General features: G+C 59.8%; 28 protein-coding genes and 3 tRNA genes. 14 read left to right on the top strand and 17 right to left on the bottom strand.

Going from position 1 to position 23668, the window contains the following annotated elements; all coding sequences use genetic code 11:
- Window positions 1–2: 2 nt before the first annotated feature.
- Window positions 3–212 carry a hypothetical protein gene (locus EA795_RS13245; RefSeq protein WP_122077770.1) on the top strand — a complete coding sequence of 70 codons (210 nt, stop codon included), beginning with the start codon at window positions 3–5 and terminating at the stop codon, window positions 210–212.
- Window positions 212–1324, top strand: a complete 1113-nt coding sequence (locus EA795_RS13240) for a tyrosine-type recombinase/integrase (protein WP_122077768.1) — start codon at window positions 212–214, stop codon at window positions 1322–1324. The genes EA795_RS13245 and EA795_RS13240 overlap by 1 nt, the downstream gene beginning before the upstream one ends.
- An 87-nt stretch (window positions 1325–1411) precedes the next feature.
- On the opposite strand, the gene EA795_RS13235 is transcribed toward EA795_RS13240, so the two are convergent.
- From EA795_RS13235 to EA795_RS13190, 10 genes are all read right to left on the bottom strand, one after another.
- Window positions 1412–1488: transfer RNA gene (locus EA795_RS13235), tRNA-Pro, on the bottom strand.
- 83 nt (window positions 1489–1571) lie between these two features.
- Window positions 1572–1928 carry a MerR family transcriptional regulator gene (locus tag EA795_RS13230; protein ID WP_058075981.1) on the bottom strand — a complete coding sequence of 119 codons (357 nt, stop codon included), beginning with the start codon at window positions 1926–1928 and terminating at the stop codon, window positions 1572–1574.
- Window positions 1909–2211, bottom strand: a complete 303-nt coding sequence (gene ihfA, locus EA795_RS13225; RefSeq protein ID WP_014852595.1) for an integration host factor subunit alpha — start codon at window positions 2209–2211, stop codon at window positions 1909–1911. Before ihfA ends, EA795_RS13230 begins: the two co-directional genes overlap by 20 nt.
- Window positions 2212–2214: 3 nt before the next feature.
- Window positions 2215–4593 carry a phenylalanine--tRNA ligase subunit beta gene (gene pheT / locus EA795_RS13220; protein ID WP_122077766.1) on the bottom strand — a complete coding sequence of 793 codons (2379 nt, stop codon included), beginning with the start codon at window positions 4591–4593 and terminating at the stop codon, window positions 2215–2217.
- A 40-nt stretch (window positions 4594–4633) separates the two neighbouring features.
- Complete coding sequence (pheS, locus tag EA795_RS13215) at window positions 4634–5650, bottom strand: phenylalanine--tRNA ligase subunit alpha (protein WP_058075984.1); 1017 nt, start codon at window positions 5648–5650, stop codon at window positions 4634–4636.
- A 169-nt stretch (window positions 5651–5819) separates the two neighbouring features.
- A complete protein-coding gene (rplT, locus tag EA795_RS13210) occupies window positions 5820–6176 on the bottom strand; it encodes a 50S ribosomal protein L20 (protein WP_014852592.1) in 357 nt (118 codons plus the stop codon).
- Window positions 6177–6201: 25 nt separating this feature from the next.
- Complete coding sequence (gene rpmI / locus EA795_RS13205) at window positions 6202–6396, bottom strand: 50S ribosomal protein L35 (protein WP_014852591.1); 195 nt, start codon at window positions 6394–6396, stop codon at window positions 6202–6204.
- A 62-nt stretch (window positions 6397–6458) separates the two neighbouring features.
- The gene (gene infC / locus EA795_RS13200) at window positions 6459–7010 is read right to left on the bottom strand and encodes a translation initiation factor IF-3 (RefSeq protein ID WP_177330807.1); all 552 of its coding nucleotides are present in this window, start codon (window positions 7008–7010) and stop codon (window positions 6459–6461) included.
- The gene (thrS, locus tag EA795_RS13195; protein ID WP_014852589.1) at window positions 7010–8932 is read right to left on the bottom strand and encodes a threonine--tRNA ligase; all 1923 of its coding nucleotides are present in this window, start codon (window positions 8930–8932) and stop codon (window positions 7010–7012) included. The genes infC and thrS overlap by 1 nt, the downstream gene beginning before the upstream one ends.
- A 227-nt stretch (window positions 8933–9159) precedes the next feature.
- A tRNA-Val gene (locus tag EA795_RS13190) sits at window positions 9160–9236 on the bottom strand.
- A 162-nt stretch (window positions 9237–9398) separates the two neighbouring features.
- On the opposite strand from EA795_RS13190, the gene EA795_RS13185 reads away from it, so the two are divergent.
- Window positions 9399–10682: an NAD(P)/FAD-dependent oxidoreductase gene (locus tag EA795_RS13185; RefSeq protein WP_158601307.1), complete on the top strand. Its 1284-nt coding sequence runs from the start codon at window positions 9399–9401 to the stop codon at window positions 10680–10682.
- Window positions 10683–10689: 7 nt separating this feature from the next.
- Here the strand turns inward: EA795_RS13185 and EA795_RS13180 are convergent, their stop codons facing one another.
- A complete protein-coding gene (locus EA795_RS13180; protein WP_122077761.1) occupies window positions 10690–11643 on the bottom strand; it encodes a PA2778 family cysteine peptidase in 954 nt (317 codons plus the stop codon).
- Window positions 11640–12041, bottom strand: a complete 402-nt coding sequence (locus tag EA795_RS13175; RefSeq protein WP_058075988.1) for a PA2779 family protein — start codon at window positions 12039–12041, stop codon at window positions 11640–11642. The genes EA795_RS13180 and EA795_RS13175 overlap by 4 nt, the downstream gene beginning before the upstream one ends.
- Before the next feature lie 165 nt (window positions 12042–12206).
- Between EA795_RS13175 and EA795_RS13170 the strand changes: the two genes are divergently transcribed.
- Together EA795_RS13170 and EA795_RS13165 are read left to right on the top strand one after the other, a co-directional pair.
- Window positions 12207–12512, top strand: a complete 306-nt coding sequence (locus tag EA795_RS13170) for an I78 family peptidase inhibitor (RefSeq protein ID WP_240645016.1) — start codon at window positions 12207–12209, stop codon at window positions 12510–12512.
- A gap of 217 nt (window positions 12513–12729) precedes the next feature.
- The gene (locus EA795_RS13165) at window positions 12730–13116 is read left to right on the top strand and encodes a VanZ family protein (RefSeq protein ID WP_147456301.1); all 387 of its coding nucleotides are present in this window, start codon (window positions 12730–12732) and stop codon (window positions 13114–13116) included.
- 40 nt (window positions 13117–13156) lie between these two features.
- Here the strand turns inward: EA795_RS13165 and EA795_RS13160 are convergent, their stop codons facing one another.
- The 3 genes from EA795_RS13160 to moaB all read right to left on the bottom strand — a co-directional run bounded on the left by EA795_RS13160 (window position 13157) and on the right by moaB (window position 16133).
- On the bottom strand, window positions 13157–14188 hold the full coding sequence (locus EA795_RS13160) for an acyltransferase family protein (protein ID WP_065983923.1): 1032 nt from the start codon (window positions 14186–14188) through the stop codon (window positions 13157–13159).
- Window positions 14189–14385: 197 nt separating this feature from the next.
- Window positions 14386–15594 (bottom strand): molybdopterin molybdotransferase MoeA, encoded by a 1209-nt coding sequence (locus EA795_RS13155; protein WP_122077757.1) that lies wholly within the window; start codon window positions 15592–15594, stop codon window positions 14386–14388.
- The gene (gene moaB, locus EA795_RS13150; protein WP_014852581.1) at window positions 15594–16133 is read right to left on the bottom strand and encodes a molybdenum cofactor biosynthesis protein B; all 540 of its coding nucleotides are present in this window, start codon (window positions 16131–16133) and stop codon (window positions 15594–15596) included. Before moaB ends, EA795_RS13155 begins: the two co-directional genes overlap by 1 nt.
- Window positions 16134–16202: 69 nt before the next feature.
- Between moaB and mobA the strand changes: the two genes are divergently transcribed.
- The 3 genes from mobA to EA795_RS13135 all read left to right on the top strand — a co-directional run bounded on the left by mobA (window position 16203) and on the right by EA795_RS13135 (window position 17252).
- On the top strand, window positions 16203–16787 hold the full coding sequence (gene mobA, locus EA795_RS13145) for a molybdenum cofactor guanylyltransferase MobA (protein WP_014852580.1): 585 nt from the start codon (window positions 16203–16205) through the stop codon (window positions 16785–16787).
- 70 nt (window positions 16788–16857) lie between these two features.
- The gene (locus EA795_RS13140; protein ID WP_122077755.1) at window positions 16858–17079 is read left to right on the top strand and encodes a YgdI/YgdR family lipoprotein; all 222 of its coding nucleotides are present in this window, start codon (window positions 16858–16860) and stop codon (window positions 17077–17079) included.
- A 96-nt stretch (window positions 17080–17175) separates the two neighbouring features.
- Window positions 17176–17252: transfer RNA gene (locus tag EA795_RS13135), tRNA-Pro, on the top strand.
- Window positions 17253–17455: 203 nt separating this feature from the next.
- Here the strand turns inward: EA795_RS13135 and EA795_RS13130 are convergent.
- Window positions 17456–17695, bottom strand: a complete 240-nt coding sequence (locus tag EA795_RS13130) for a glutaredoxin family protein (protein WP_014852578.1) — start codon at window positions 17693–17695, stop codon at window positions 17456–17458.
- A gap of 376 nt (window positions 17696–18071) precedes the next feature.
- Here EA795_RS13130 and EA795_RS13125 point away from each other — a divergent pair, with 376 nt between their 5' ends.
- The 6 genes from EA795_RS13125 to EA795_RS13100 all read left to right on the top strand — a co-directional run bounded on the left by EA795_RS13125 (window position 18072) and on the right by EA795_RS13100 (window position 23292).
- Complete coding sequence (locus tag EA795_RS13125) at window positions 18072–19352, top strand: OprD family porin (protein ID WP_058077619.1); 1281 nt, start codon at window positions 18072–18074, stop codon at window positions 19350–19352.
- A gap of 200 nt (window positions 19353–19552) precedes the next feature.
- The gene (locus EA795_RS13120) at window positions 19553–19954 is read left to right on the top strand and encodes an ElaB/YgaM/YqjD family protein (RefSeq protein ID WP_014852576.1); all 402 of its coding nucleotides are present in this window, start codon (window positions 19553–19555) and stop codon (window positions 19952–19954) included.
- Between the two features lie 14 nt (window positions 19955–19968).
- Window positions 19969–20349, top strand: coding sequence for a phage holin family protein (locus EA795_RS13115; protein WP_014852575.1), 381 nt, complete (start codon window positions 19969–19971; stop codon window positions 20347–20349).
- Window positions 20346–20666, top strand: coding sequence for a hypothetical protein (locus tag EA795_RS13110; RefSeq protein ID WP_043942576.1), 321 nt, complete (start codon window positions 20346–20348; stop codon window positions 20664–20666). The genes EA795_RS13115 and EA795_RS13110 overlap by 4 nt, the downstream gene beginning before the upstream one ends.
- Before the next feature lie 183 nt (window positions 20667–20849).
- Window positions 20850–22181 carry a deoxyguanosinetriphosphate triphosphohydrolase gene (locus tag EA795_RS13105; RefSeq protein ID WP_122077753.1) on the top strand — a complete coding sequence of 444 codons (1332 nt, stop codon included), beginning with the start codon at window positions 20850–20852 and terminating at the stop codon, window positions 22179–22181.
- A 4-nt stretch (window positions 22182–22185) separates the two neighbouring features.
- Window positions 22186–23292 (top strand): FUSC family protein, encoded by a 1107-nt coding sequence (locus EA795_RS13100; RefSeq protein WP_058075999.1) that lies wholly within the window; start codon window positions 22186–22188, stop codon window positions 23290–23292.
- Here the strand turns inward: EA795_RS13100 and EA795_RS13095 are convergent.
- Window positions 23276–23620 carry a YggL 50S ribosome-binding family protein gene (locus EA795_RS13095; RefSeq protein WP_058076000.1) on the bottom strand — a complete coding sequence of 115 codons (345 nt, stop codon included), beginning with the start codon at window positions 23618–23620 and terminating at the stop codon, window positions 23276–23278. The genes EA795_RS13100 and EA795_RS13095 overlap by 17 nt on opposite strands.
- Window positions 23621–23668 lie beyond the last annotated feature (48 nt).

Raw genomic sequence — 23668 nt, 5'->3', positions numbered from 1 at the left:
ACATGAAGGAACTGATCAAGATCAGTGAGTTCCAGCGCCGACGCTGGGGCGAGAACGGGACGCCGATGTGCCCACAGGCTATCCGTATGCAGCTGCGCAACGGCCAGCTGCCCGGCGAGCAGATCGGGAAACTCTGGTATGTAGACTGGACAGCATTCAGCAAGTCAGGCTCGAATGATCTGGTCGCAATGGTATTGAAAGGGGCAGCGTAATGGCGCCAAGGCCACGGAGCAAAGGCAACAAGGGGTTGCCGCAGAACCTTTACATGGATGCGCGCCGTGGCACTTACCGCTATCGGCGCCCGACGGATGGGAAGTGGTTCCAGTTTGGGGACGATCGGATCAAGGCAATCGACGCGGCCAAGCAGCTAAACCTGACCTTCATGCAAGGCGCTGACTTGGTTGCCCAGGTGCAAGGCGTCGAGGTTGATCTGTTCGCGTCGTTCCTCGATCACTATGAGCGCGAAGTCCTGCCGCCCCGCGAGCTAGCGAAAGGCACACTTGAGCTCTACGCCGTGCGCTTCCGTCAGTTCCGGAAGGCGTTCGACGGCAAGGCAGTTGACCAGATAACAATCCGGATGGTCGCGGAGATGCTGGACGGGCTGTCGCCTCGCTCGGCCAACCAGGCGCGGGCGCTGCTGATCGACATATTCAACCACGCCGCGGCGAAGGGGCTGTGTCCTGATAATCCAGCGGCTAGCACCATCAGCCGAATCGAGAAGAAGACACGCAAGCGGCACACGATCGAAGGACTCAAAGCGATTCGCGCGAAGGCTCCGGCCTGGCTGCAGAACGCGATTGACCTAGCGCTGATAACTGCCCAGCGGAGAACGGACATTCTCGCGATGCGATTCGACGATGTGCGCGACGGCTACCTCTATGTCGTGCAGCAGAAGACGGCGAAAGCCAGCGACGCGGCATGGATCCGGTTCGCGGTGACCCCACAGCTGCAGGCCGTGCTGAGCCGATGCCGGGACAACGTGCCCTCCCCGTTTCTGATTCACCGCAGGCCGGAGCGCAAGCGGCAAAAGCAGGCCGAGCAGAAAGAGCACTGGACGAAAGTTGAAGAGCGGTATCTGACGCGGGCGTTCAAGGAGGCCCGGGAGGCGGCCGGCTGCTATGCCGACTGGAAGGAAGAGGAACAGCCAGGGTTCCACGAGATACGCGCCCTATCGCTGCACCTCTACAAAAAAGCAGGCAAGGACGGTCAGAAGATAGCTGGCCATGCCAGTGAGGAAATGACGAAGAACTACCAGCGGGACCATGCCGAGGTTGTCTGGTCAGACGCAACGCCTGACCTGGATATCGCGGAGATCGCCGGATAGTTTTGCGCGCATTTTGCGCAGGTTTTGCGCGAGGCCAGAAACGAAAACGGGACCAGAGCCGTAAGCTACTGATCCCGTTATGTTATTTGGTCGGGACGGAGTGATTCGAACACTCGACCCCTTGCACCCCATGCAAGTGCGCTACCAGGCTGCGCTACGCCCCGACTGTTGCTATCAGCACTGCTGAAAGCGGATCGAACTATACATTAACTGACTGAAATGTGAAACATTTTTGCTGGTGTTGAAGTTATTTTCGAAGGACCTGCAGCACCTCTTCGAGCTCGGTGATGGTCTGGCGGATGAGTTGCTTGTACTGAGTGGTATCGTCACGGGCTTCGTCGCCGGAAAGGCGCTGGCGCGCGCCGCCGATGGTGAAGCCTTGTTCGTACAGCAAAGCCCGTATCTGCCGGATCATCAGCACGTCCTGGCGCTGATAATAGCGGCGGTTGCCGCGGCGTTTGATCGGACTGAGCTGGGGAAACTCCTGTTCCCAATAGCGCAGCACATGGGGCTTGACGGCGCAGAGCTCGCTGACTTCGCCAATGGTGAAGTAGCGTTTGCCCGGGATCGTCGGAAGCTCGTCGTTATGGCTTGGTTCCAGCATAGGCTTCGACTCTGGCTTTGAGCTTCTGACCGGGACGGAACGTCACGACGCGCCGTGCCGTAATCGGGATTTCTTCGCCGGTCTTCGGGTTGCGCCCGGGGCGCTGGCGCTTGTCGCGCAGGTCGAAATTGCCGAAACCGGACAACTTGACCTGCTCGTTATGCTCCAGCGCTTGCCGGATTTCCTCGAAAAACAGCTCGACCAGCTCCTTGGCTTCACGCTTATTCAAGCCTAGCTCTTCATGAAGACGTTCGGCCATTTCAGCTTTCGTCAGAGCCCCCATACGCTATTTCCTTAACGTGGCGTTGAACCTTTCTTCCAGAGTACTGAGGATCTGCTGCAGTGCACCGCTCACCTCATCGTCGTTCAGGGTGCGCGAAGGGTGCTGCCAGGTCAAGCCTACTGCCATACTTTTGCTAAGCGGATCAATACCTTTGCCCTGATAAACATCAAACAGCTTGAGCTCGGTGAGGAATTCGCCGGCCGCTTCGCGGATGCACTGCATGATCGCTTCGGCAGGAATATTGCGATCGACCAGTACGGCCAGGTCCCTGCGTACTTCAGGGAAGCGCGACAATTCCTTGAAGGCAGGCATCCGCCCTTCCGCCAGCTCCTCGAGCAGCAACTCGAAGAGGAACACCGGCTGATCGATATCCAGCGTCTTCGCCAGTTCCGGATGCAGCCCGCCAACGAAACCGACCAGCCGACCGTCTTTTTCGATACGCGCAGTCTGCCCCGGATGCAGCGCCGGATGTTCGCCAGGCACGAAGGCGTAAGCCGATGCGCCACCCGCCGAAGCCAGAAGCGCTTCCACGTCCGCCTTCACATCATAGAAATCCACCGACTCGCGCCCGTTGCTCCAGCCCTCGGGCAAGCGGCCACCGCAAACGAGGCCCGCCAGCATGCTCTCCTGCTTCAGAACATCGAGCTGACCCACGAAACGCAGCCCGCTTTCGAACAGACGCACACGTGTTTGCTGGCGGTTGAGGTTGTATTGCAGCGCCTTGACGAGCCCCGGCCACAATGACGTACGCATCGCCGCCATATCAGCCGAGATGGGATTTGCCAGTAGCAACGGCGCCTGCCCAGGCGTGAACAGCTCGAACAGCTTGGGATCGATGAAGCTGTAGGTGATCGCCTCCTGATAGCCACGGGCGACCAACAACCGGCGCAGCGCTGGCAGTTCCGCACGTGCCTCGGGGCGGGCCTCGGGCGCCAGGCGGGCTTGTGGATAGCGAACCGGCAGGCGGTCATATCCGTACAGCCGCCCCAGCTCTTCGATAAGGTCCACTTCCAGGCTGATATCGAATCGATGGCTGGGAATCTGCACCAACCAGCTCCCTTGCGCCTCATCGCTTACGCCAAGGCCCAGCGCGGAAAGCATCTGCACCACATCGACCGCCGGCAATTGCAGGCCGAGCATTTGCTCGATGCGTTCGGCACGCAGCCTGATGGGCTCCACTTTCGGCAGGGAAGCCTCGCTAACCGCTTCGATGATGGGGCCGGCTTCGCCACCAACGATCTCCAGCAACAGGGCGGTCGCTCGCTCCATTGCCTTTCGCGCCAGCTGCGAATCCACTCCCCGCTCGTAACGATGTGAGGCGTCGGTATGCAAACCGTAGGAGCGGGCCTTGCCGGCCAGGGCAATGGTGTCGAAGAAGGCGCTCTCCAGAAACAGATCACGCGTTCCGCTGTTGACGCCACTGTGCTCGCCCCCCATCACGCCAGCGATGGCCAAGGCACGCTGGTGATCGGCAATGACCAGCGTATCGGCACGCAGGCTGACCTTTTGCCCGTCCAGCAGGACCAGCTTCTCGCCCTCTTCGGCCATGCGCACACGAATGCCACCATTGATTTCAGCGAGATCGAAGGCATGCAGCGGCTGGCCCAGTTCGAGCATGACGTAGTTGGTGATATCGACGGCGGCATCGATACTGCGGATGTCCGAACGACGCAGGCGTTCGACCATCCACAGCGGCGTCGGGCGCGACAGATCGACGTTGCGGATCACTCGGCCGAGATAACGCGGGCAGGCCTTGGGCGCCAGCACTTCCACCGGACGTGTCTCATCGTGGGCCGGGGCGACCGTATGGACTGCCACCTGAGAAACGTCAGCGCCATAGATGGCACCGACTTCACGGGCCAGCCCCGCCAGCGACAGGCAATCGCCACGGTTGGGGGTCAAGCCGATCTCGATGGTCGCGTCATCCAGTCCCAGATAATCACGAAAATCCCGACCGACAGGCGCATCTGCCGCTAGCTCCATCAGCCCACTGTCGTCGTCGCCCACCTGCAGCTCGGTTTGCGAGCACAGCATGCCGTTGGATTCGACGCCGCGCAGCTTGGCCTTCTTGATCTTGAAGTCACCTGGCAGCTTGGCGCCGATCATGGCGAATGGAATCTTCAGGCCAGGACGCACGTTGGGCGCTCCGCAAACCACCTGGAAGGTTTCCGCACCGTTACTGACCTGGCAAACGCGCAGCTTGTCGGCATCGGGATGCTGCTCGGTGCTCAGCACCTCCCCGACCACCACACCGCTGAACTCGCCGGCAACAGGAGTCACGGCGTCCACTTCGAGGCCGACCATGGACAGACGCGCGACCAGTTCGTCGCGCGAAACATCCGGGTTTACCCAAGTGCGCAGCCATTGTTCACTGAATTTCATCCTGCTCTCCTAAAGAATTCTCGTTGACCGTTTCGAGTGCCTAGCGAAATTGCGCAAGGAACCTGAGGTCGTTATCGAAGAACAGGCGTAAGTCGTTGACGCCGTAACGCAGCATGGCCAGGCGCTCGGCCCCCATGCCGAAGGCAAACCCGGAATACTTCTCGGGATCGATGCCGGACATGCGCAGCACGTTCGGATGCACCATGCCGCAGCCCATCACTTCCAGCCAGCCGGTCTGCTTGCACACGCGACAGCCTTTGCCACTGCACATCACGCACTGCATGTCCACTTCCGCGGACGGCTCGGTGAAAGGGAAGAACGAAGGCCGGAAGCGCACGCCCAGGGGCTTTTCGAAGAACACCCGCAGGAACTCCTCGATGGTGCCCTTGAGATCGGCGAAGCTGATGTCCTCGTCGACGAGCAGCCCTTCGACCTGATGAAACATCGGCGAATGGGTGATATCCGAGTCGCAACGATAGACCCGACCCGGGCAGACGATGCGGATCGGCGGTTGCTTCGACTCCATGGTACGCACCTGCACCGGCGAGGTATGGGTGCGCAGCAGCATGTTGGCGTTGAAATAGAAGGTATCGTGCATCGCCCGGGCCGGATGATGGCCGGGAATATTGAGCGCTTCGAAGTTGTGGTAATCGTCCTCGACTTCAGGCCCCTCGGCGACGCTGTAGCCGATATGGGTGAAGAACTGCTCGATGCGCTCCAGCGTGCGGGTCACCGGATGCAGTCCGCCGGAAGCCTCACCACGCCCTGGAAGAGTGACGTCGATGCGCTCGGCTGCCAGCTTGGCGCTCAGCGCAGCCTGCTCCAGCTCGGCCTTGCGAGTATTCAGCACGTCCTGCACACGATTCTTCGCGGCGTTGATCACCGCCCCCGCCTTTGGACGTTCCTCTGCCGACAATTTGCCCAGGGTCTGCATCAACTGGGTCAACTCGCCTTTCTTGCCAAGGAACTGAACCCGGATCTGGTCCAGGGCCGCGGCGTCTTCACTTCGCTGCACCGCCTCGAGGGCTTGCGAGACCAGTGCATCCAGGTTTTCCATGTACAACCTCCAGAGGTTCTTGCAGAACCGCGCTGATCCTGGCGAAACCGCCACTCATGCGCACTTTTGCAAAAGCCCCTCTTCAGATACGAAATAGGGGAAGAGCACAAGGCTCTTCCCCTATCGGTGACGCAGCTACGAATCCGAGGATCCGTGATTGTCGAGGGGCTTAAGCCAGAGAAGCCTTAGCTTGTTCGACAATCGCAGCAAACGCCGCTTTTTCGTTCACTGCCAGATCGGCCAGAACCTTGCGATCGATCTCGATGGACGACTTTTTCAGGCCGGCAATCAGACGGCTGTAGGACAGACCGTTCTGACGAGCACCAGCGTTGATACGGGCGATCCACAGAGCGCGGAACTGACGCTTGCGCTGACGGCGGTCGCGGTAGGCGTACTGGCCAGCCTTGATTACCGCCTGCTTGGCAACACGGAACACGCGCGAACGAGCGCCGTAATAGCCTTTGGCGAGTTTCAGAATTTTCTTGTGACGGCGACGAGCTACGACGCCACGCTTAACACGAGCCATGAGTTATTCCTCTGTTCTTGACCGATTAACGTACGCGCAGCATGCGCTCTACTTTTGCGTTGTCAGACGGGTGCATCAGGGATGTACCGCGCAGTTGACGCTTACGCTTGGTAGACATTTTGGTCAGGATGTGGCTCTTGAAAGCGTGCTTGTGCTTGAAACCGTTAGCAGTCTTCTTGAAGCGCTTCGCAGCACCACTTTTAGTCTTCATCTTTGGCATGTTCGGTACTCCACATTGTGGGTGATTACAAATAACCGCAAGGCCTGCCAGTGCCCTGGTGGTTACTTTTTCTTCTTGGGAGCGATGACCATGATCAGCTGGCGTCCTTCCATCTTCGGATGCTGTTCGACCGAACCGTATTCGGCGAGGTCGGCTTCGACCCGCTTCAACAGTTCCATCCCCAGCTCCTGATGCGCCATCTCACGACCGCGGAATCTCAAGGAAACCTTGGCCCTGTCCCCTTCACTCAGGAAACGCACCAGGTTGCGTAGCTTGACCTGGTAGTCCCCTTCTTCCGTCCCTGGACGAAACTTGACTTCTTTGACCTGAATCTGTTTCTGGTTCTTCTTCGCTGCTGCGACCTGCTTCTTCTTTTCGAACAGGTGCTTGCCGTAATCCATGATCCGGCATACAGGCGGATTAGCGTCGGCAGAAATCTCCACCAGATCCAGCTTGGCTTCTTCGGCCACACGCAGCGCTTCATCAATAGAGACGATGCCAATCTGCTCGCCTTCTGCCCCAATTAATCGAACCTCGCGTGCCGAGATATTCTCGTTGATCGGGGCCTTGGGTGCAGTTCGTTTATCCTGTCTCATTTCACGCTTAATAGTGATTACTCCAATTCTTGGCGACCACGCCGGGAAACCGCCAGCGCCAACTGCTGCGCGAACTGATCGAGGGGCATGGAGCCCATATCGACGCCTTCGCGGGTGCGCACTGCAACGGATCGTGTCTCGACCTCCCGATCTCCGATAACCAGAAGATAGGGAACCTTGAGCAAGGTATGCTCGCGGATTTTAAAGCCGATCTTCTCGTTTCTCAAGTCGCACTTGGCACGGAAGCCGCTTTGATTCAGCGTTTTCTCCACTTCGGCAGCGAATTCGGCCTGCTTGTCGGTGATATTCATGATCACCGCCTGAGTCGGTGCCAGCCATGCCGGGAACGCGCCTTCGTAGTGCTCGATCAGAATGCCGATGAAGCGCTCGAAGGAGCCGAGAATCGCCCGATGCAGCATGACCGGATGCTGGCGATCGTTGTTTTCGCTGACGTATTCGGCACCAAGACGGATCGGCAGGTTGAAATCGAGCTGCAGCGTACCGCACTGCCAGACACGCCCCAGGCAATCCTTCAGCGAAAACTCGATCTTCGGACCATAGAAAGCGCCCTCGCCCGGCTGCAGATCGTATGGTAGGCCAGCGCTGTCGAGCGCTGCGGCCAGCGCCGCTTCGGCGCGATCCCAGAGCTCATCGGAACCGACGCGTTTTTCCGGCCGAGTGGAAAGCTTCAGCTCGATATCCTGGAAACCGAAATCGGCATAGACCGCCTGGGTCAGCTTGATGAACGCAGCGGATTCGGACTGCATCTGCTCTTCGGTACAGAAGATGTGCGCGTCGTCCTGGGTGAAGCCACGCACACGCATGATGCCGTGCAGGGCACCGGAAGGCTCGTTGCGGTGACAGGCCCCGAACTCGGCCAGACGCAGCGGCAGCTCGCGGTAGCTCTTCAGCCCCTGGTTGTACACCTGGACGTGGCACGGACAGTTCATCGGCTTGATCGCGTAGTCGCGGCTTTCCGATTCGGTGGTGAACATGTTCTCGGCGTAGTTGGCCCAGTGCCCGGACTTCTCCCAGAGCACCCGATCGACCACCTGCGGCGTGCGGATCTCCAGATAGCCGTTCTCGCGCTGCACCTGACGCATGTACTGCTCGAGCACCTGATAGAGCGTCCAGCCATTCGGATGCCAGAAGACCATGCCCGGCGCTTCTTCCTGGGTATGGAACAGATCCAGGCGCTTGCCGATCTTGCGATGATCCCGCTTCTCGGCCTCTTCGATGCGCTGAATGTAAGCAGCCAACTGCTTCTTATCGGCCCAGGCCGTGCCGTAGACACGCTGCAGCTGTTCGTTCTTGGCATCGCCACGCCAGTAGGCACCGGACAACTTGGTCAGCTTGAAGGACTTGAGGAAGCGTGTATTAGGCACGTGCGGCCCGCGACACATATCGACGTACTCTTCGTGGTAGTACAGCCCCATGGCCTGCTCGTCGGGCATGTCTTCGACCAGCCGCAGCTTGTACTCCTCGCCACGGGACTGGAACACCTCGATCACTTCGGCGCGCGGTGTCACTTTCTTGATGACGTCGTAGTCCCGGTCGATCAGCTCTTTCATCCGCTGCTCGATGGCAGCCATGTCTTCCGGCGTGAAAGGACGTTCGTAGGCAATGTCGTAATAGAAGCCTTCGGCGATAACCGGGCCGATGACCATCTTGGCGGTCGGATAGAGCTGCTTGACCGCATGCCCCACCAGGTGCGCGCAGGAGTGGCGAATGATTTCCAGCCCCTCCTCGTCCTTCGGCGTGATGATCTGCAACGACGCATCCTGCTCGATCAGGTCACAGGCATCGACGAGCCTGCCGTCGACCTTGCCGGCCAGGGTCGCCTTGGCCAGCCCGGCGCCAATGGATTGCGCGACCTCGGCAACGGAAACGGGGTGATCGAACGAACGCTGACTGCCGTCAGGAAGAGTGATGATGGGCATGGCGCCTCCTCTCCTAGTGGTGACCCCTACCAAAGGCCACGTGGGTTGGGATGAGCCAGGAAAGCGATCCGCGGGTCTGCTCTGCCGCACGATGGCAGTAGCCCGAAGGCCGACCGACACGAACCGAAGTCACTGGAGAATGAACGAAACCGACTATTTAACTGCCCGCCCCTCAACAAGTCGAGCAATAAAAAAGGGCCGCTAGCGCGACCCTTTTTTTTCGGAATTGGTAGGCACAATTGGATTCGAACCAACGACCCCCACCATGTCAAGGTGGTGCTCTAACCAACTGAGCTATGTGCCTCCGATGGACGCGCATTCTAAAGATGCGCCGAGAGGAGTCAAGCTTTTTTTCGCTAACTCACTGATATTCGTAATTTTTGAAAAAGCAGCATCGTGTGCGCCTGGCGAGCCCATTCGCAGACGGGTAGCATCGACGTCAAATATTAACAACGGTGCTCTCGAAATGCCGAACACACCCTATCCTTCTTCCTATTACGCAGCCACGGCAAACCCCGCCCCCGCGCGCCCGGCGCTCGAAGAGGCGAAACAGGCGGATGTCTGCGTGATCGGCGCCGGCTACACCGGCCTGTCCACCGCTCTGTTCCTGCTCGAGCACGGCTTCAGTGTCGTAGTACTGGAAGCGGCCAGAGTGGGCTTCGGCGCCTCTGGGCGTAACGGCGGCCAGATCGTCAACAGCTACAGCCGCGACCTGGACACCATCGAGCGCAGCGTCGGCGTCGAGCAGGCCCGTCTCATCGGCGCCATGGCGTTCGAAGGCGGCCGGGTCATTCGCGAGCGCGTGGCCCGCTACCGCATCGATTGCGACCTGAAGGACGGCGGCGTCTTCGCTGCCTTCAACGCCAAGCAGATGCAACACCTGGAGTCGCAAAAGGCGCTGTGGGCACGCTACGGCCACCATGAGCTGGAGTTGCTCGACGAACAAGGCATACGCCAAGTGGTGGCATGCGATCGCTACATCGGCGGCATGCTCGACCGGACTGGCGGCCATATCCATCCACTCAACCTCGCCCTCGGCGAAGCCGCGGCGGTGGAGTCGCTGGGCGGCGTGATCCATGAGCAGAGTCCCGCGACCCGCATCGAGCGCGGTGCGAATCCAGTCGTCCACACCGCCAGCGGCAGCGTGACCGCCCAGTACGTCGTGGTCGCAGGCAACGCCTATCTCGGGAACCTGGTTCCCGAGCTCGCCGCCAAATCGATGCCATGCGGCACCCAGGTGATTACCACCGAGCCGCTCGGAGAGGAACTGGCCAGCCAGTTGCTGCCGCAGGATTACTGCGTGGAAGATTGCAACTACCTGCTCGACTACTACCGGCTCTCGGCGGACAAGCGCCTCATCTATGGCGGTGGCGTCGTCTATGGTGCACGTGATCCAGCCGATATCGAAGCCATCATCCGGCCGAAAATGCTCAAGACCTTCCCGCAACTGAAGGATGTGAAAATCGACTATGCCTGGACCGGCAATTTCCTGATGACGCTGTCACGCCTGCCGCAAGTCGGACGCATCGGCGACAACATCTACTATTCCCAAGGCTGCAGCGGCCATGGCGTAACCTACACCCATGTGGCGGGAAAGGTGCTCGCCGAAGCACTGCGCGGACAGGCCGAGCGCTTCGATGCCTTTGCCAGCCTGCCGCACTATCCGTTCCCCGGCGGCCAGACTCTGCGCGTTCCGCTCAGCGCGCTGGGTGCGATGTACTACTCGCTGCGAGACAGGCTGGGATTCTGATTCGAGCTCACTGTGCCGGGCAACGCGGTGGTGCCTGGCAACTTCCATCGGCCTGGCTCGCTTCGGGAATTGCTGCTGCGAAACGCTCATCGCTCGGTGCCAGCCGAGCAGCACAGGCACGCGCATCCGCAGCGGCTGCCGCGCACCCCCGCTCCGCCAGTACCTGGGAAAGATTGAACCAACCCGGTGCAAAGCGCGCATCCCTTTCCAGGCTGGTGCGCAATGCCTGCTCCGCTGCGAACCGCTCACCGTCGTTGTAGCGATTGTTGGCCAGGGCGAACCAGGGCAATCCGCTTTGCCAGTGCTCACCGGCCGCCTGGTATGCTCGTTGCGCGGCACCCACCCGGCCGGTCTGCTCCAGGTCGCTCGCCGCCGCCAGCCAGACGGTTTCCTGCGCGGAAGCAGGCAGATGATCGGGCTCGAGGGTCAGTACCGCCCAGCGATTACCTTTCACCCAGCTACGCTCGAACTGACGAAAGCTGCCCACCCAGCGCTTGGTAGTGCCGGAACGAAGAATGATCTGCTGCTCGGCGAGGTCGTAACCGACCACCACAGCGAAATGCCATTGCGGCCAGCGATCGAACGCCAGGTTCTGCAGCACCAGCACCGGATTGCCCGCCGCCACTTCCGTCAGCAGCGTTTCCAACTTCGGCTGCAGTGGATAGACGAGCAAACCATGCGCGCGGGCCGCGGCCACCATCTCTACCTGCAGACTGCCTTTACGCTCGGGAAGATAGACACGCTCCACCAGTTGCTCGGGGGCGGTATCGATGCCGCGCTGGTTCAGCATAGTCGCCAGTGCAGCCGGGCCACACTGGTAATCCTGCTGGGGAAAGAAAGGAACCTCCGTGAGTTCTACCCGCTCGGGCAGCTGCGCACCGTTATCTACCGGTATGACCGGCGTACGTGCACAGGCCCCAAGCAGGCCGAACAACAGCAGTATCAGAAACCGCGGGTTCAACGGTTGATGCAGTTGATGAAGTTGAAGATGTTGGTCGCGCAGAGCATGTCCGTGATGATGAAGATCACCAGGAACAAGACGATGATGCCGACCACGCCTGCACCGGCAGGTGCCTGATCCAGTTGCTGGTTGAATTGCGCCAGCTCGGCCGGCGTCAGGCTATTGATGCGCTGCTCGACCTGATCGCGATCCACGCCCATGGATACAAGCTTGTCCTGCACTTTCTGGTCATCCAGCATCGTCAGCAGTTGCTGACGGTCGACCTGCTGCTGTTGCTCCGCAATCACCTCGGGCGTACCGATCATCGCCGCCTGGGCCAGAGGGATCTGAGCGAACAACAGGAAATGCATGACGGCCAGGATGCTGGCTACTCGTTTCATCAAGGATGAGTTGAACATGGCGAACTCCATTTTTATTGTCGGCCTTGGCGCAATGCGAAGGACTACCGCGATTAAGACGATATCGACATCAAACTGGTTCCCTTCCGCCGCTCCAGCATGCACCCTGTGAGCCTCATCAACCAGAACGAAGCCAGAGCGCAGCTCGCCATACAGGAGAATTTCATGCACGTCGTATCTGCTACCACCACCCTGCTGCTTGCCAGCCTTGCACTTCTGGGATGCCAACAATCGCAGCCGCAAACACAGGCGCCTTCGGCCCGGCCGGGCAGTTGCAACGCAGAAGCCGTCCAGAATTTTGTCGGCAAGACAGCCAGCCCGGCGCTGCTGGAACAGGCCCGAGAGCAATCAGGTGCGCAGACGGCCCGCGTGCTCCGGCCGCAGGATGTCGTGACGCTGGAATACAATGCCCAGCGACTGAACCTTTCCACCAATGGGGAGCTGGTCATCCAACGCATCAACTGCGGCTAAAAACACTTGGTTGGGGTTCGCTGATTTCGGGCAAATGACTCGCCATAGCTGAACGCCTTGCCCGCAGGTTTCCGCATCTTCTCGGTGCGTGAAGCGGAATCAAGTTCTGGCCAGCGCCTGAGGACGCCGGCCACGACTTCAGTATTTTCCGTCGTAATAAGTGAGCAGATCATTGAAGTATCGAAGTTTTTTAAGGATGGCGCCGTTCTGGCTGGCCTTGCTGGTTCTGCTGGTGATGGCGTTGAAAACCTCACCGAACAATCAGCTCTACCAGGGCGCCGACAAGCTGTATCACTGGATCGGCTTCGCCACGCTGACCTTCACGGCACACCTGGCCTTTCCCCGCGTCAAACTGGGCCTGCTGCTCATATGCATTCTGATCGGAGCCACCTCGATCGAGCTGCTGCAGGCGCTATCACCTGCCCGGACCGCTTCGCTGGGCGACATGACGGTGAATATCGTTGGCGTGCTCACCGGCCTGGGTGCAACGCAGCTGATTCGGAAACCCCTTCGATCCGCCCCGCCCGACCGCCGCAGAAGTCACAAGAGGAAGCGGCGTTCCCACAACAGGCGCCGGGAAGATCTCGACGAGGGCTCTCGCTGAGCAACTGCGACGGGCACAGCTGCTCAGCGACAGGCTCAACTCACTGCGCCGCGGCTCTACGCACGCGGAAACGGCTGGCGGATACCAGTTTCGGCGGCGTCAGCAGGAAGTACAGGTTGTAGCGCTGGATGATTACCTGAGCCACCAAAGGTGCCCCGAGCCCGATCAATGTGCCCGCCACCAGATGGACCGGAATGGAATCGATGCCCATGAAGCTGCTCAGGATGACCCGCACCCCGCTGCCGGCGAGGATGTGCATGAGGTAGATCGTCATCGACGAGGCACCGATGAACAACAGCCAGTTCATGCTCCAGCGCCCCAGCCACATCGACAGGGCGATCGTGAAGAAAATCGAAACCGTTGCCAGCGCCAGTGCCGGCAGACCGCCAACCGTCCAGTTGAGACCGAAGGTGAAATGGAACAGGTATTGGCCAACCAGGAAAAGCACGCCCAAAAGCAGCGTTAACGAGGCATTGCGCGCCAGGAAGAACGCCTTGATCTCGTTGAACCAGATGCCCAGCGCGAAGAACACCGCGTTGCTTACGATGAAACGGCTCATGGCGTTCACCGAAATATCCTGCTTGAACAGATAGAGCACTGCGAACGCAAGAAGCAACGGCAGGAAGTAACGGCGATCAGCCTTGGCGTAGACGAACGCGCATACCACGAACACCAGGAACAGCGCATAAAGAAACCAGAACTGCGCGCGTGGTGACCACAACAGCGAAAGCACTTCGGCAACCGTCACGTTGCCATTGGTGTAGTTCGACAGGATTACCTCGAGGAATCCCTGCAACAGCGACCAGACAATGAAGGGATAAACGATGGTGTCCACTTTATTGATGATCAGCCCGCCCGTGCCGCGCTTGACCAACGAGTCATAGAAGAACAGACCCGACAGAAAGAAGAACAACGGCATGTGGAAGCTATAGATGATGCTGTCCACCAGAACGTAAAGCTCTTCGTCCATTGGCAGGCCCGCATTGAACACCCCGCGCGCCACATGCCCGTAGACGACGAGGATGATTCCGATGGCTTTGGCGTAATCGACCCAGGCGTTTCTCTCCTGCATCACAGTTCTCCTTGTCTAGACTAGGGCCTGCATCCGATCCGCCGGGGGCGGCGGACGGAAAAAGTAGACAATGAGTTTTGCGATTTGTTTGTCGCGCCACCGCGCGCTGAGGCTCAGCCGTATGACGAGCAAGCCTGTGCTGCGCATCACTGTGCATTGCACAGGCTCTAACTCGATATTTCTGAGCGAGTGCGCCGTTAGTCGAACAGTTCGGAGAAAGGATAGAAGGTCACCAGATCACCTTCGCTCAGTTGGCTGCCTTCACGAACCTCCGCCAGCCCCTGCGCCCATGCGGCGCTACGCAGCACCGCTGAACTCTGATTGGCGTGCAGCGTCACCCGGCCCTGCTCGATCCGTGCCCGCAGGTACTCGCGTCGCGTTCCGGGCTTGGGCCAGGCGAAGCCGGCCGGTACCGGGAAGCCGAGCGGAGCGACTTCGACAGCGCCCATTCGGCGCAGCAGATAAGGCCGCGCGAGCATGCCGAAGGTCACCAGGGTCGACGCGGGATTACCCGGCAGGCCGATCACCGCCACACCGCGATAGCGGCCGCAGGTCAAGGGCTTGCCCGGCTTGATGGCGAGTTTCCAGAACGTCAACTCGCCTTCTTCACGCAGCACCTGGCCGAGGAAATCGGCCTCGCCCACCGATACGCCGCCAGTGGAGAGAATCAGATCCACCTCGCCCAGCGATTGCAGGCAGTTGCGGATGTGCTCGGGCTCATCCAGCAGGATACCGACATCCAGCACCTCGCAGCCCAGCCGCTTGAGCCAGTGCTGGAGCAGGCTGCGATTGCTGTTGTAGATCTGCCCCGGCGCCAGCGGCTGCCCCGGCTCGACCAGCTCGTTGCCGGTGGAAAGCAACGCCACGCGCGGCCTGCGTGTCACTTTCAGCGTCGCAGCGCCCAGCGAGGCTGCAAGCCCCAATTCGACCGGCCCAAGCCGAGCCCCGGCATGCAGCATCGTTTCGCCCTGGCGTGCCTCGCCGCCTTGCGGTCGCACATGCTGGCCTTCACGAATCGGCTGCCGAAAGACCACCCGGCCGCCGGCCAGGACCTCGGTATTCTCCTGCATCTCGACGCTGTCGGCCCCTTCTGGCATCGGCGCGCCGGTGAAAATTCGTGCACAGGTCCCCGGCTCGAGCGGCTCTGGCTGCAACCCTGCATAGATTTTCTGTGAGACGCGCATAGGCGCCTCGCCCAGATCGGCGTGACGCAAGGCGTAGCCATCCATCGCACTGTTGGGCCACGGTGGCAGGTCCATGCCTGCGGTCAGCGGCTGCGCCAATACCCGCCCCTCGGCATCCGCCAGCGCTACCGATTCAGTTTCTCGGATGACCGTTGCATCAGCCTGCTGCAAAAGCAACTCCAGCGCCTGCTCGACCGAAAGCAGCCCTGTCGCGCCCGCCATCACGAACGAGTCCCGCAGGGTTCGGCCTGCTTCAGATGCGCGACGAAATTGCACGGACCGTGGCGAGCATCGAGCTGTTCGGCGAGGATGCCATCCCAGGCGGTACGGCACGCGCCGGTGGAACCGGGCAGGCAGCAAACGAGCGTGGCATTGGCCAACCCCGCCAGGGCGCGCGACTGGACTGTCGAAGTACCGATATCCGTCAGGGATATCTGTCGGAACAACTCACCGAAACCATCCACTTGCTTGTCCAACAGGCAGCCCACGGCCTCAGGCGTGGAATCGCGCCCGGTGAATCCCGTGCCACCGGTGATGAGCACCACCTGAACCACCTCCTCGGCGATCCAGGTAGCAACCTGCGCCCGAATGCGATACAGATCATCCTTGAGCAACACACGTTCAGCGAGCCGATGCCCAGCAGCCGTCAGTCGATCCACGAGCAGCTGCCCCGAGGTATCGGTTTCAAGCGAACGGGTGTCGCTGACGGTCAGCACAGCGATATTCAGGGGAACGAAAGTCTGTTCGGCGTGGTGGCTCATAAAAAGGCATCCGGTTGTTAGCACACGAGCCGGGTGTTATATCACAGCCCTTTTTGACGGAACCCGCTCATGATCAAGACTCGACTGCCCTCCTGCTCGATACTGCTCCTGGCCGGCGGCCGCGGTAGCCGCATGGGAGGACAGGACAAGGGACTCGTCATCTGGCGCGGCCAGCCCCTCGTCAGTTGGCTGCATGCCGTGGCGCGCCCTTTGACGGACGACCTGATCATCTCCTGCAACCGCAACCATCAACAGTACGCCGACTTCGCCGATCAGTTGGTGAGCGACCAGGAGCGGGATTTCCCTGGCCCCCTGGCCGGTATCCGCGCCGGGCTCGCCGCCGCCCGCAATCAATGGCTGATGGTACTGCCCTGCGACGCCCCACTGATCGACCACCCGTTGCTGAGCAGTCTTCACGAAGCCGCCTTCCGCGCGCCGGAAAGACCGCTGATGCTGCGCCAGGGGCAACAATGGCAACCGCTGTTCTGCATGATCCCGTTGAGCATCGCCCCCTTTATCGAGATGGCGTGGCAAAACGGCGCACGCAGCAATCGGGATGTCCTGCTGGGGCTTGGCGCCGACAGCCTTGAATTGAGCCCCAGCGACCCGCGCCTGGCCAATCTCAACACGCCGGAGCTGCTTGCCCAGACCTGAGGGAACCCCCGGAACTTAGACCGCTACGCTGTCGTCAGAACGGTAGCCACCACTGATAAAAGGAACGGTCATGAACTCCAGAATGATACCCGCACTTCTACTGGCAGCCAGCGTCCTGGTGCTGGCAGGCTGCTCTAACCCCAGCGTCATCACACTCAACGATGGTCGGGAAATACCGACCCTGGACCGCCCCGAATATGACGAGGATTCCGGCTTCTATGAATTCGAAGCGCTCGACGGCAAGCCAGGCAAGGTCAACAAGGACCAGGTACGCACCGTCAAGGACCTCTGACAGCCGCTACCAGGCCGCGCGTTTCAGCGAATCTTAAAAAAGCTCGGGCTAACCTCTTGTCGAGCAATAGTTTTTCTGTAAAATGCGCGCCATCTTCGGAGCGTAGCGCAGCTTGGTAGCGCGTCTCGTTCGGGACGAGAAGGTCGCTGGTTCGAATCCAGTCGCTCCGACCAATCCCGCCTCGATAATTATCGAGAATCAAAAAACCGACCTTATGGTCGGTTTTTTTGCGCCTTGTAGGAGCGAGCTTGCTTGCGATCAGCATTCGAGACGTGCCTCACTGCGTATGGCACGAATGCCAACTATCGGATCGGCGGCGAGCTGGCTCCTACGCTCGAACGAACTTTGCCGATATCCGGCGCCTGAGGCGCCGCTATCAGTCGCGCAGAAACCAGACCAACTGTTCCAGCTCGAACGGCCAGTCTAATTCCGCGCCCGTATCGACACGCCGCAGCACCGGAATTCGCAATCCGTACGCCTCGACCCACTCGGGATAGTCCGCAATATCCATCAACTCCACCAGCAGTCCATGCTCCACCAGCGGCATCACGACCGCCTCCGCCTGCTCACAGAGATGGCAACCCAGAGTTCCGAACAGCTGGCATTCAGGCAACATATCAATGGCTCTTGTCATGAACGTCGCCATTCTAGCAGTTGCCGAGTGTGTTGAATGCCAACATCCGGCAGCGATTCCAGCCACCGAAAAGTGTGAAGCCCTGCTCACTCATCGAAGGGTTTTTTCGCCACATTCGACTCCATGCCAGCAAAACGCTAGGATACGGCGGTCACGACGACGGAGAGCGTCGGGCGATAAGTATCAATCGCGCATTAGTAGTTACGCCTGCATAAGGTGGGTGTGACGAAAGCGCTCAATACATTGACGGCATGACCCAGACGACTAAAGTCTAAGGGTCGAAAGTTCTATGTGATGGTTAATTGCATAGCGCCGTAAAGAGCGACTTCAGAGCATCATCCAACGAGGAGAACAAGAAATGCTCAAGACCCCCATCGCCCGGGGCGTGGCCCTGGCCACTCTGGGAGCAACACTGGCCATTCCTAGCATGGCTCAAGCTGCTTTTTTCGAAGATACAAAGGCCAGCCTGGAACTGCGTAACTTCTATTTCAATCGTGACTATCGTCAGGATAACTCCGCCACATCCACTACTTTTCAGTCCAAGCAAGACGAATGGGCGCAGGGATTCCTGCTGCGCGTAGAGTCGGGCTATACCGAAGGTCCGGTAGGATTTGGTGTAGATGCACTCGGCCTGCTGGGTGTCAAACTTGATTCGGGCGGAAGCGGTGTTGACCGCCGTACCGGAACCGGCCTTCTTCCGGTTGGCGCTTCCGGCGCACCGGATGATTACTCGGAGCTGGGCCTGACCGCCAAGGCCAAAATCTCCAAAAGTGTGCTGAAAGTCGGCACTCTGCAACTGAAAAACCCTGCGATTGCCACCAGCGACAGCCGCCTGCTTCCTGCAGCAATGCGCGGAGCCCAGTTGGTTTCCAACGAGATCGATGGTCTGACTCTGGATCTGGGTTATATCGATCAGATCAATGACCGAAACTCCACCAACTACGAAGACATGGGCGTTAATACTGCCGGTAAAGGCATTACCGGCATTACCAACGTCGAATCCGATGAGTTCGTTTACTTGGGCGGCACCTACAAGGTCACCAAGGACCTGAGCGCATCCTACTACTACAGCAACCTCGAAGAGTTTTACAAGCAGCATGCGCTGAATCTTGTGCACGTACTGCCGATCTCCGAAGGTCAATCGCTGAAGACCGATCTGCGTTACCAGCGCTCGACTGACGATGGCAACACGAACGTCGATAACAAGGCCTTCGGCGCCATGGTCACCTACTCGCTCAGCGGCCATAGCTTCGGTCTGGGATACCAGAAGATGTCCGGTGATACCGGCTTCGCCTATGTGGGCGGTAACATCGACCCCTTCTTGGTGAACTACGTACAGATTGGTGATTTCGCCCAAGCTGACGAGAAGTCCTGGCAGGCTCGCTACGATTTCAACTTCGCATCCATCGGTATTCCCGGCCTGACCTTCATGACCCGCTATCTCTCCGGCGAAGACTTCGGAGCTAATGGCGACGGCAAAGAGTGGGAGCGTGACACCGATATCGGCTACACCTTCCAGGAAGGCGCGCTGAAGAACCTGAACCTGAAATGGCGTAACGCCACCTTCCGCAGCAATGGTGCTGGCAACGATATGGACGAAAACCGTCTGATCGTCAGCTACACCATCCCGCTGATGTAAAAAACGGAATTCCGCTTTGCGGTCCCGTTAAAAGAAAACCCGCTTCGGCGGGTTTTCTTTTTCTTGTATGCATTCAAAACTGCCACACTCTTCTATCCAACCATCCCACCGCCACGCCAAGCGGAACCTTGTGCCGTCGCCATGCTCGAAACCTGAGGCAGCGGGACCTTTTGTCCCCATGACTCAATGAGGAGCAGCAGATGTCGACCGAATCCACCTTCAGCACCAACGACAACACGCCTATCCCCGACGCGAACACCGGAAGCAGCACTCCGCTGATCGACAAATCCGCCCACCGCCGCAACCTCCAGGCGGCGCAGAATGCGCTGATCGAGGAGTTTCGCACCCTGATCGCCGATACCGAGCGCCTGCTCAAGCACACCCAGGAAACGGCTGGCAGCCAGACCGAGGAACTGCGCGGCAAGATCAATGAGAACCTCGCGAGGGCGAAGGAAGCGTTGATGACCCAGGAAGGCTCGCTGCGCGATCAGGGCCAGGCTGCCATTCAATGCACCGAAGAATACGTGCATACCCACCCCTGGCAGTCCATTGGCATCGCCGCCGGCGTCGGCTTTCTGCTTGGCCTGATCACGCGTCGCTGATGGGAGAGCAGTCAATGGATGCCAAGCCAGGCGAAGAGGCCCCGAAACCTTCACTGAAAAAGCTGGGAGGTGCGTTCGTCGGCTTGCTGCAGGGCCATCTGGAACTGCTCGGCATCGAGGTTCAGGAAGAAAAGGTTCGGACCTTCCGACTTTTTCTTCTCGCGGGGGTGAGTCTGATCCTGGGGTTACTGATTCTGGTCGGCCTGTCGGCTGCTATCGTCATTGCCTTCTGGGAAGACCATCGCATCACGGCGATCCTGGTGCTCTGCGCGATCTATGCCGTGATCTTGATCGCCTGCATCGTCCGTGCGCTGAAGCTCGCCAAGGAATGTGCCACACCATTCAAGGCGACCCTTGAAGAACTCGAGCGCAATCGGGAGCGCCTACTACCATGAGCCGTCCTTTGAGCACCTCGAATGAAACGGGCATGCGCAAAGAGCTGATCCGGCTGCGCATGGAGATGCATCGCCAGCAATTGCTCTATCACTCGCAGCCCCTGGCGCATCCGCTGCGGCAGGTCAAAAGCATGATGACGTCCAAGAGCGAATCATCCGAACATTCGCCCGGCAAAGGCCCTGTCGTGATTGCCGCCACCATGATATTGGCCCTGTTTGGCCGGCGGTTGGGCCGAGTCGGTCAGTTGGCGCGCGTCGCGTTGACCCTGTATCCGCTGATCAAAGGCCAACAGAAGCTACGACAAAAGCTGCGGTAGCGGTTGGGATACCGAAAGGATGCGATACTGCAGCTCGTCACAACGATGCTTATGGTAGCTTCACCCATGTCATGACAACGCAGATGATTCGCCTTGGCATGCCAGGGTAACGGAGTTGCGCGTCGGCCCCAGACTGCGAGCGTTCCTTCGTGCTGCAACACTAAAGGCAATATGGAGATAGTCTTGGACTGGCACACCCTGCTCACCCGTGAACGGCTTGGAAAGTCCGTGCACAGCACCGATGAACTCGGTCGCAGCCCGTTTCACAAGGACCACGACCGCATCATCTTTTCTGGAGCCTTCCGCCGACTTGGACGCAAGACCCAGGTCCATCCTGTTTCCAGCAACGATCATATCCACACCAGGTTGACCCACTCGCTGGAAGTCAGCTGCGTCGGGCGATCGCTGGGCATGCGTGTCGGTGAGGTGCTGCGTGAGGAGATGCCTGAATGGTGCAGCCCGGCCGATCTCGGCATGATCGTGCAGTCGGCCTGCCTGGCCCACGATATCGGCAACCCGCCTTTCGGCCACTCCGGCGAGGACGCCATTCGCTACTGGTTCCAGCAGGCCGCCGGACGCGGCTGGCTGGACGACCTGAGCGATGCAGAGCGCGCCGACTTTCTCAATTTCGAGGGCAATGCGCAGGGTTTTCGTGTGCTGACCCAACTCGAATACCACCAGTTCGACGGCGGTACACGGCTGACCTACGCCACCCTCGGCACCTACCTCAAATACCCGTGGACTTCCCGCCACGCCGAGGCGCTGGGCTACAAGAAGCACAAGTTCGGCTGCTACCAGAGCGAGCTGCCGCTACTGGAACAGATCGCAGGGAAGCTGGGCCTGCCAAAACTGGAGGAACAACGCTGGGCGCGCCACCCACTGGTCTACCTGATGGAGGCGGCAGACGATATCTGCTATGGCCTGATCGACCTCGAAGATGGTCTCGAGATGGAGCTGCTCGACTATACCGAGGTGGAAGCCTTGCTGCTGGCGCTAGTCGGCGATGACCTTCCGGAGACCTACCGGCAACTTGGCCCCAACGATTCGCGCAGACGGAAGCTGGCGATCCTCCGCGGCAAGGCTATCGAGCACCTGACCAATGCCGCCGCCAGCGCCTTCGTCGAACAGCAGGATGCGCTGCTCAGTGGGCAGCTCGCAGGCGATCTGGTGGAGCACATGCATGGCCCTGCCAAGCAATGCGTGGTCCAGGCCAAGGCGATGGCACGCGAGAAGATCTTCCAGGACAAGCGCAAGACGCTTCACGAGATCGGCGCTTACACCACACTCGAGATCCTGCTCAATGCCTTTTGCGGCGCGGCGCTGGAGCAGCATGGCGGGCGCACGCCTTCGTTCAAGAATCGCCGCATTCTCGACCTGCTTGGCGCAAACGCGCCCGACCCGGATTGGCCGCTGTACAAATCATTCGTACGCATGATTGATTTCATCGCCGGCATGACCGACAGCTACGCCACCGAAATGGCCAGCGAAATGACCGGGCGCTCAAGCCCTACATAGCCGCATGAAAAGATCGTTCCGACAGATTCTGGGTTGGCAGCGCGGCCGCCCCGCCTGGGGCGCCGCCATGGTGGCGGGGCTGGGGTGTGCATTGCCGTTGCTGCTTGGCCTGTTCAGCGGCCATCCAGGATTTCTCTGGGCGACGGTGGGCGCCTTCCAGGCAGCCAAGGCCAATCCGCTGCATCGTCTGGGCATGCTGCGCATGCTTCTGCTGATCGCGCTGGGTGCCTGCAGCGCGGGGCTGGGCTTCTGGGCCGCCACACTGCCGATGGTCAGTCTGGGGCTGTTTGCGTTCTACGGACTGCTGCTGGCCTGGCTGCAACGTTACGGCACCGAGGCCGGCAAGCTGGGCATCGGCCTGGCCATCTGCCTGTGCCTGGGCCAGGGGCAAAGCGGCGTCGCCGATTTCAACAACCCCCAGGCCATCGCCGTGTTGTTCGCACTCGGCGGGCTATGGGTGACGTTGCTCGCATTCGGGCTTCGCGGTCTGCATGGGCTGCGCATGTGGCCCTACATGCCGCGTTTCATGAGTCTGATGAAGGTGCTGCGTCGACATGCGCGCCGTACGCCGATTCGTCAATGGCGAATGCATGCGCTCACCTACATCCTGGCTGCAGCCCTTGGGGGGCTGGTGGTGAATCTGGCGCAACTGCCACGTGGCTACTGGCTGACCCTGGCCGTATTCACCACATTGCAGATGAATCTTCAGCGCAGCTTCGCGCGTGCGTTGCAAGCGAGCCTCGGGGTGCTGGGTGCCGCGGCCGTACTCATTTACATGGGCCATAGCCTGGCCGACCCGCCGCTCATGGTGATGATCATGCTGCCGCTGGTGATACTGAGCCGAGCATTCCAGGCCCACCACTATGGCCTGTTCGTGCTGCAGACCACGTTGTGCTTCCTGCTGCTGGCGGAAACTCTGGCTCAGGATTGGTATCTGCCCGAGATACGCCTGATCAATGCGACGATCGGCGTCGGGCTGGCACTTTCGGTAAGTCTGTTGATGACAGGGCTGCTGCGGCTGATCAGACGGCCATCGAGCCGAAAGACCACCGCAACGGCCCCTGCCACGAACGATGCACGGAAGGACGACGAGATCAGCCCTTTGCGTTGATCTCGTTCTCGGGATACCACACGTCCATCAGCGGGCTGACGGTGTACTCGGACAACTCGCTGCGCTCCTTGAGCCAGGCTTCGACCTGGTTGCGCTGCTCCTCGGTGACCGAACCGCGGCGGGCGAGGCAGACGAAACCGTAGTCTTCACCGCCGATATAGCCAAGCCCGTTAGCCTCCATGGCGTTATCTAGAAACGCCTCCAGAAACTCATCCACCGCCTTGGCATCGACGCCTTCGCGGTAGGTCAGGTTGATTTCGAAGCCCAGTTCCTGGAATTCGTCGACGCAGAGTTTCTTGCGCAGGCGGCGCGAGCGATTTGTAGCCATTTGAATCGGTCCTTCTTGTCGCTGGATGATGGCGCGCACTCTAACAGC

The organism is Stutzerimonas nitrititolerans, from assembly GCF_003696285.1.
In the GTDB taxonomy this organism is placed as follows: Bacteria; Pseudomonadota; Gammaproteobacteria; order Pseudomonadales; family Pseudomonadaceae; genus Stutzerimonas; species Stutzerimonas nitrititolerans.
Note: the sequence above shows the minus strand (reverse complement) of the source record. Positions and strands in the feature narration are given on the sequence as shown.

Excerpts from the sequence above, each read along its gene's own strand:
- EA795_RS13245 (WP_122077770.1), top strand. The coding sequence starts at position 3 with ATGAAGGAACTGATCAAGATCAGTGAGTTCCAGCGCCGACGCTGGGGC.
- EA795_RS13240 (WP_122077768.1), top strand. The coding sequence starts at position 212 with ATGGCGCCAAGGCCACGGAGCAAAGGCAACAAGGGGTTGCCGCAGAAC.
- EA795_RS13230 (WP_058075981.1), bottom strand. The coding sequence starts at position 1,928 with ATGCTGGAACCAAGCCATAACGACGAGCTTCCGACGATCCCGGGCAAA.
- ihfA (WP_014852595.1), bottom strand. The coding sequence starts at position 2,211 with ATGGGGGCTCTGACGAAAGCTGAAATGGCCGAACGTCTTCATGAAGAG.
- pheT (WP_122077766.1), bottom strand. The coding sequence starts at position 4,593 with ATGAAATTCAGTGAACAATGGCTGCGCACTTGGGTAAACCCGGATGTT.
- pheS (WP_058075984.1), bottom strand. The coding sequence starts at position 5,650 with ATGGAAAACCTGGATGCACTGGTCTCGCAAGCCCTCGAGGCGGTGCAG.
- rplT (WP_014852592.1), bottom strand. The coding sequence starts at position 6,176 with ATGGCTCGTGTTAAGCGTGGCGTCGTAGCTCGTCGCCGTCACAAGAAA.
- rpmI (WP_014852591.1), bottom strand. The coding sequence starts at position 6,396 with ATGCCAAAGATGAAGACTAAAAGTGGTGCTGCGAAGCGCTTCAAGAAG.
- thrS (WP_014852589.1), bottom strand. The coding sequence starts at position 8,932 with ATGCCCATCATCACTCTTCCTGACGGCAGTCAGCGTTCGTTCGATCAC.
- EA795_RS13185 (WP_158601307.1), top strand. The coding sequence starts at position 9,399 with ATGCCGAACACACCCTATCCTTCTTCCTATTACGCAGCCACGGCAAAC.
- EA795_RS13175 (WP_058075988.1), bottom strand. The coding sequence starts at position 12,041 with ATGTTCAACTCATCCTTGATGAAACGAGTAGCCAGCATCCTGGCCGTC.
- EA795_RS13170 (WP_240645016.1), top strand. The coding sequence starts at position 12,207 with ATGCACGTCGTATCTGCTACCACCACCCTGCTGCTTGCCAGCCTTGCA.
- EA795_RS13160 (WP_065983923.1), bottom strand. The coding sequence starts at position 14,188 with ATGCAGGAGAGAAACGCCTGGGTCGATTACGCCAAAGCCATCGGAATC.
- EA795_RS13155 (WP_122077757.1), bottom strand. The coding sequence starts at position 15,594 with ATGGCGGGCGCGACAGGGCTGCTTTCGGTCGAGCAGGCGCTGGAGTTG.
- moaB (WP_014852581.1), bottom strand. The coding sequence starts at position 16,133 with ATGAGCCACCACGCCGAACAGACTTTCGTTCCCCTGAATATCGCTGTG.
- mobA (WP_014852580.1), top strand. The coding sequence starts at position 16,203 with ATGATCAAGACTCGACTGCCCTCCTGCTCGATACTGCTCCTGGCCGGC.
- EA795_RS13140 (WP_122077755.1), top strand. The coding sequence starts at position 16,858 with ATGAACTCCAGAATGATACCCGCACTTCTACTGGCAGCCAGCGTCCTG.
- EA795_RS13130 (WP_014852578.1), bottom strand. The coding sequence starts at position 17,695 with ATGTTGCCTGAATGCCAGCTGTTCGGAACTCTGGGTTGCCATCTCTGT.
- EA795_RS13125 (WP_058077619.1), top strand. The coding sequence starts at position 18,072 with ATGCTCAAGACCCCCATCGCCCGGGGCGTGGCCCTGGCCACTCTGGGA.
- EA795_RS13120 (WP_014852576.1), top strand. The coding sequence starts at position 19,553 with ATGTCGACCGAATCCACCTTCAGCACCAACGACAACACGCCTATCCCC.
- EA795_RS13115 (WP_014852575.1), top strand. The coding sequence starts at position 19,969 with ATGGATGCCAAGCCAGGCGAAGAGGCCCCGAAACCTTCACTGAAAAAG.
- EA795_RS13110 (WP_043942576.1), top strand. The coding sequence starts at position 20,346 with ATGAGCCGTCCTTTGAGCACCTCGAATGAAACGGGCATGCGCAAAGAG.
- EA795_RS13100 (WP_058075999.1), top strand. The coding sequence starts at position 22,186 with ATGAAAAGATCGTTCCGACAGATTCTGGGTTGGCAGCGCGGCCGCCCC.
- EA795_RS13095 (WP_058076000.1), bottom strand. The coding sequence starts at position 23,620 with ATGGCTACAAATCGCTCGCGCCGCCTGCGCAAGAAACTCTGCGTCGAC.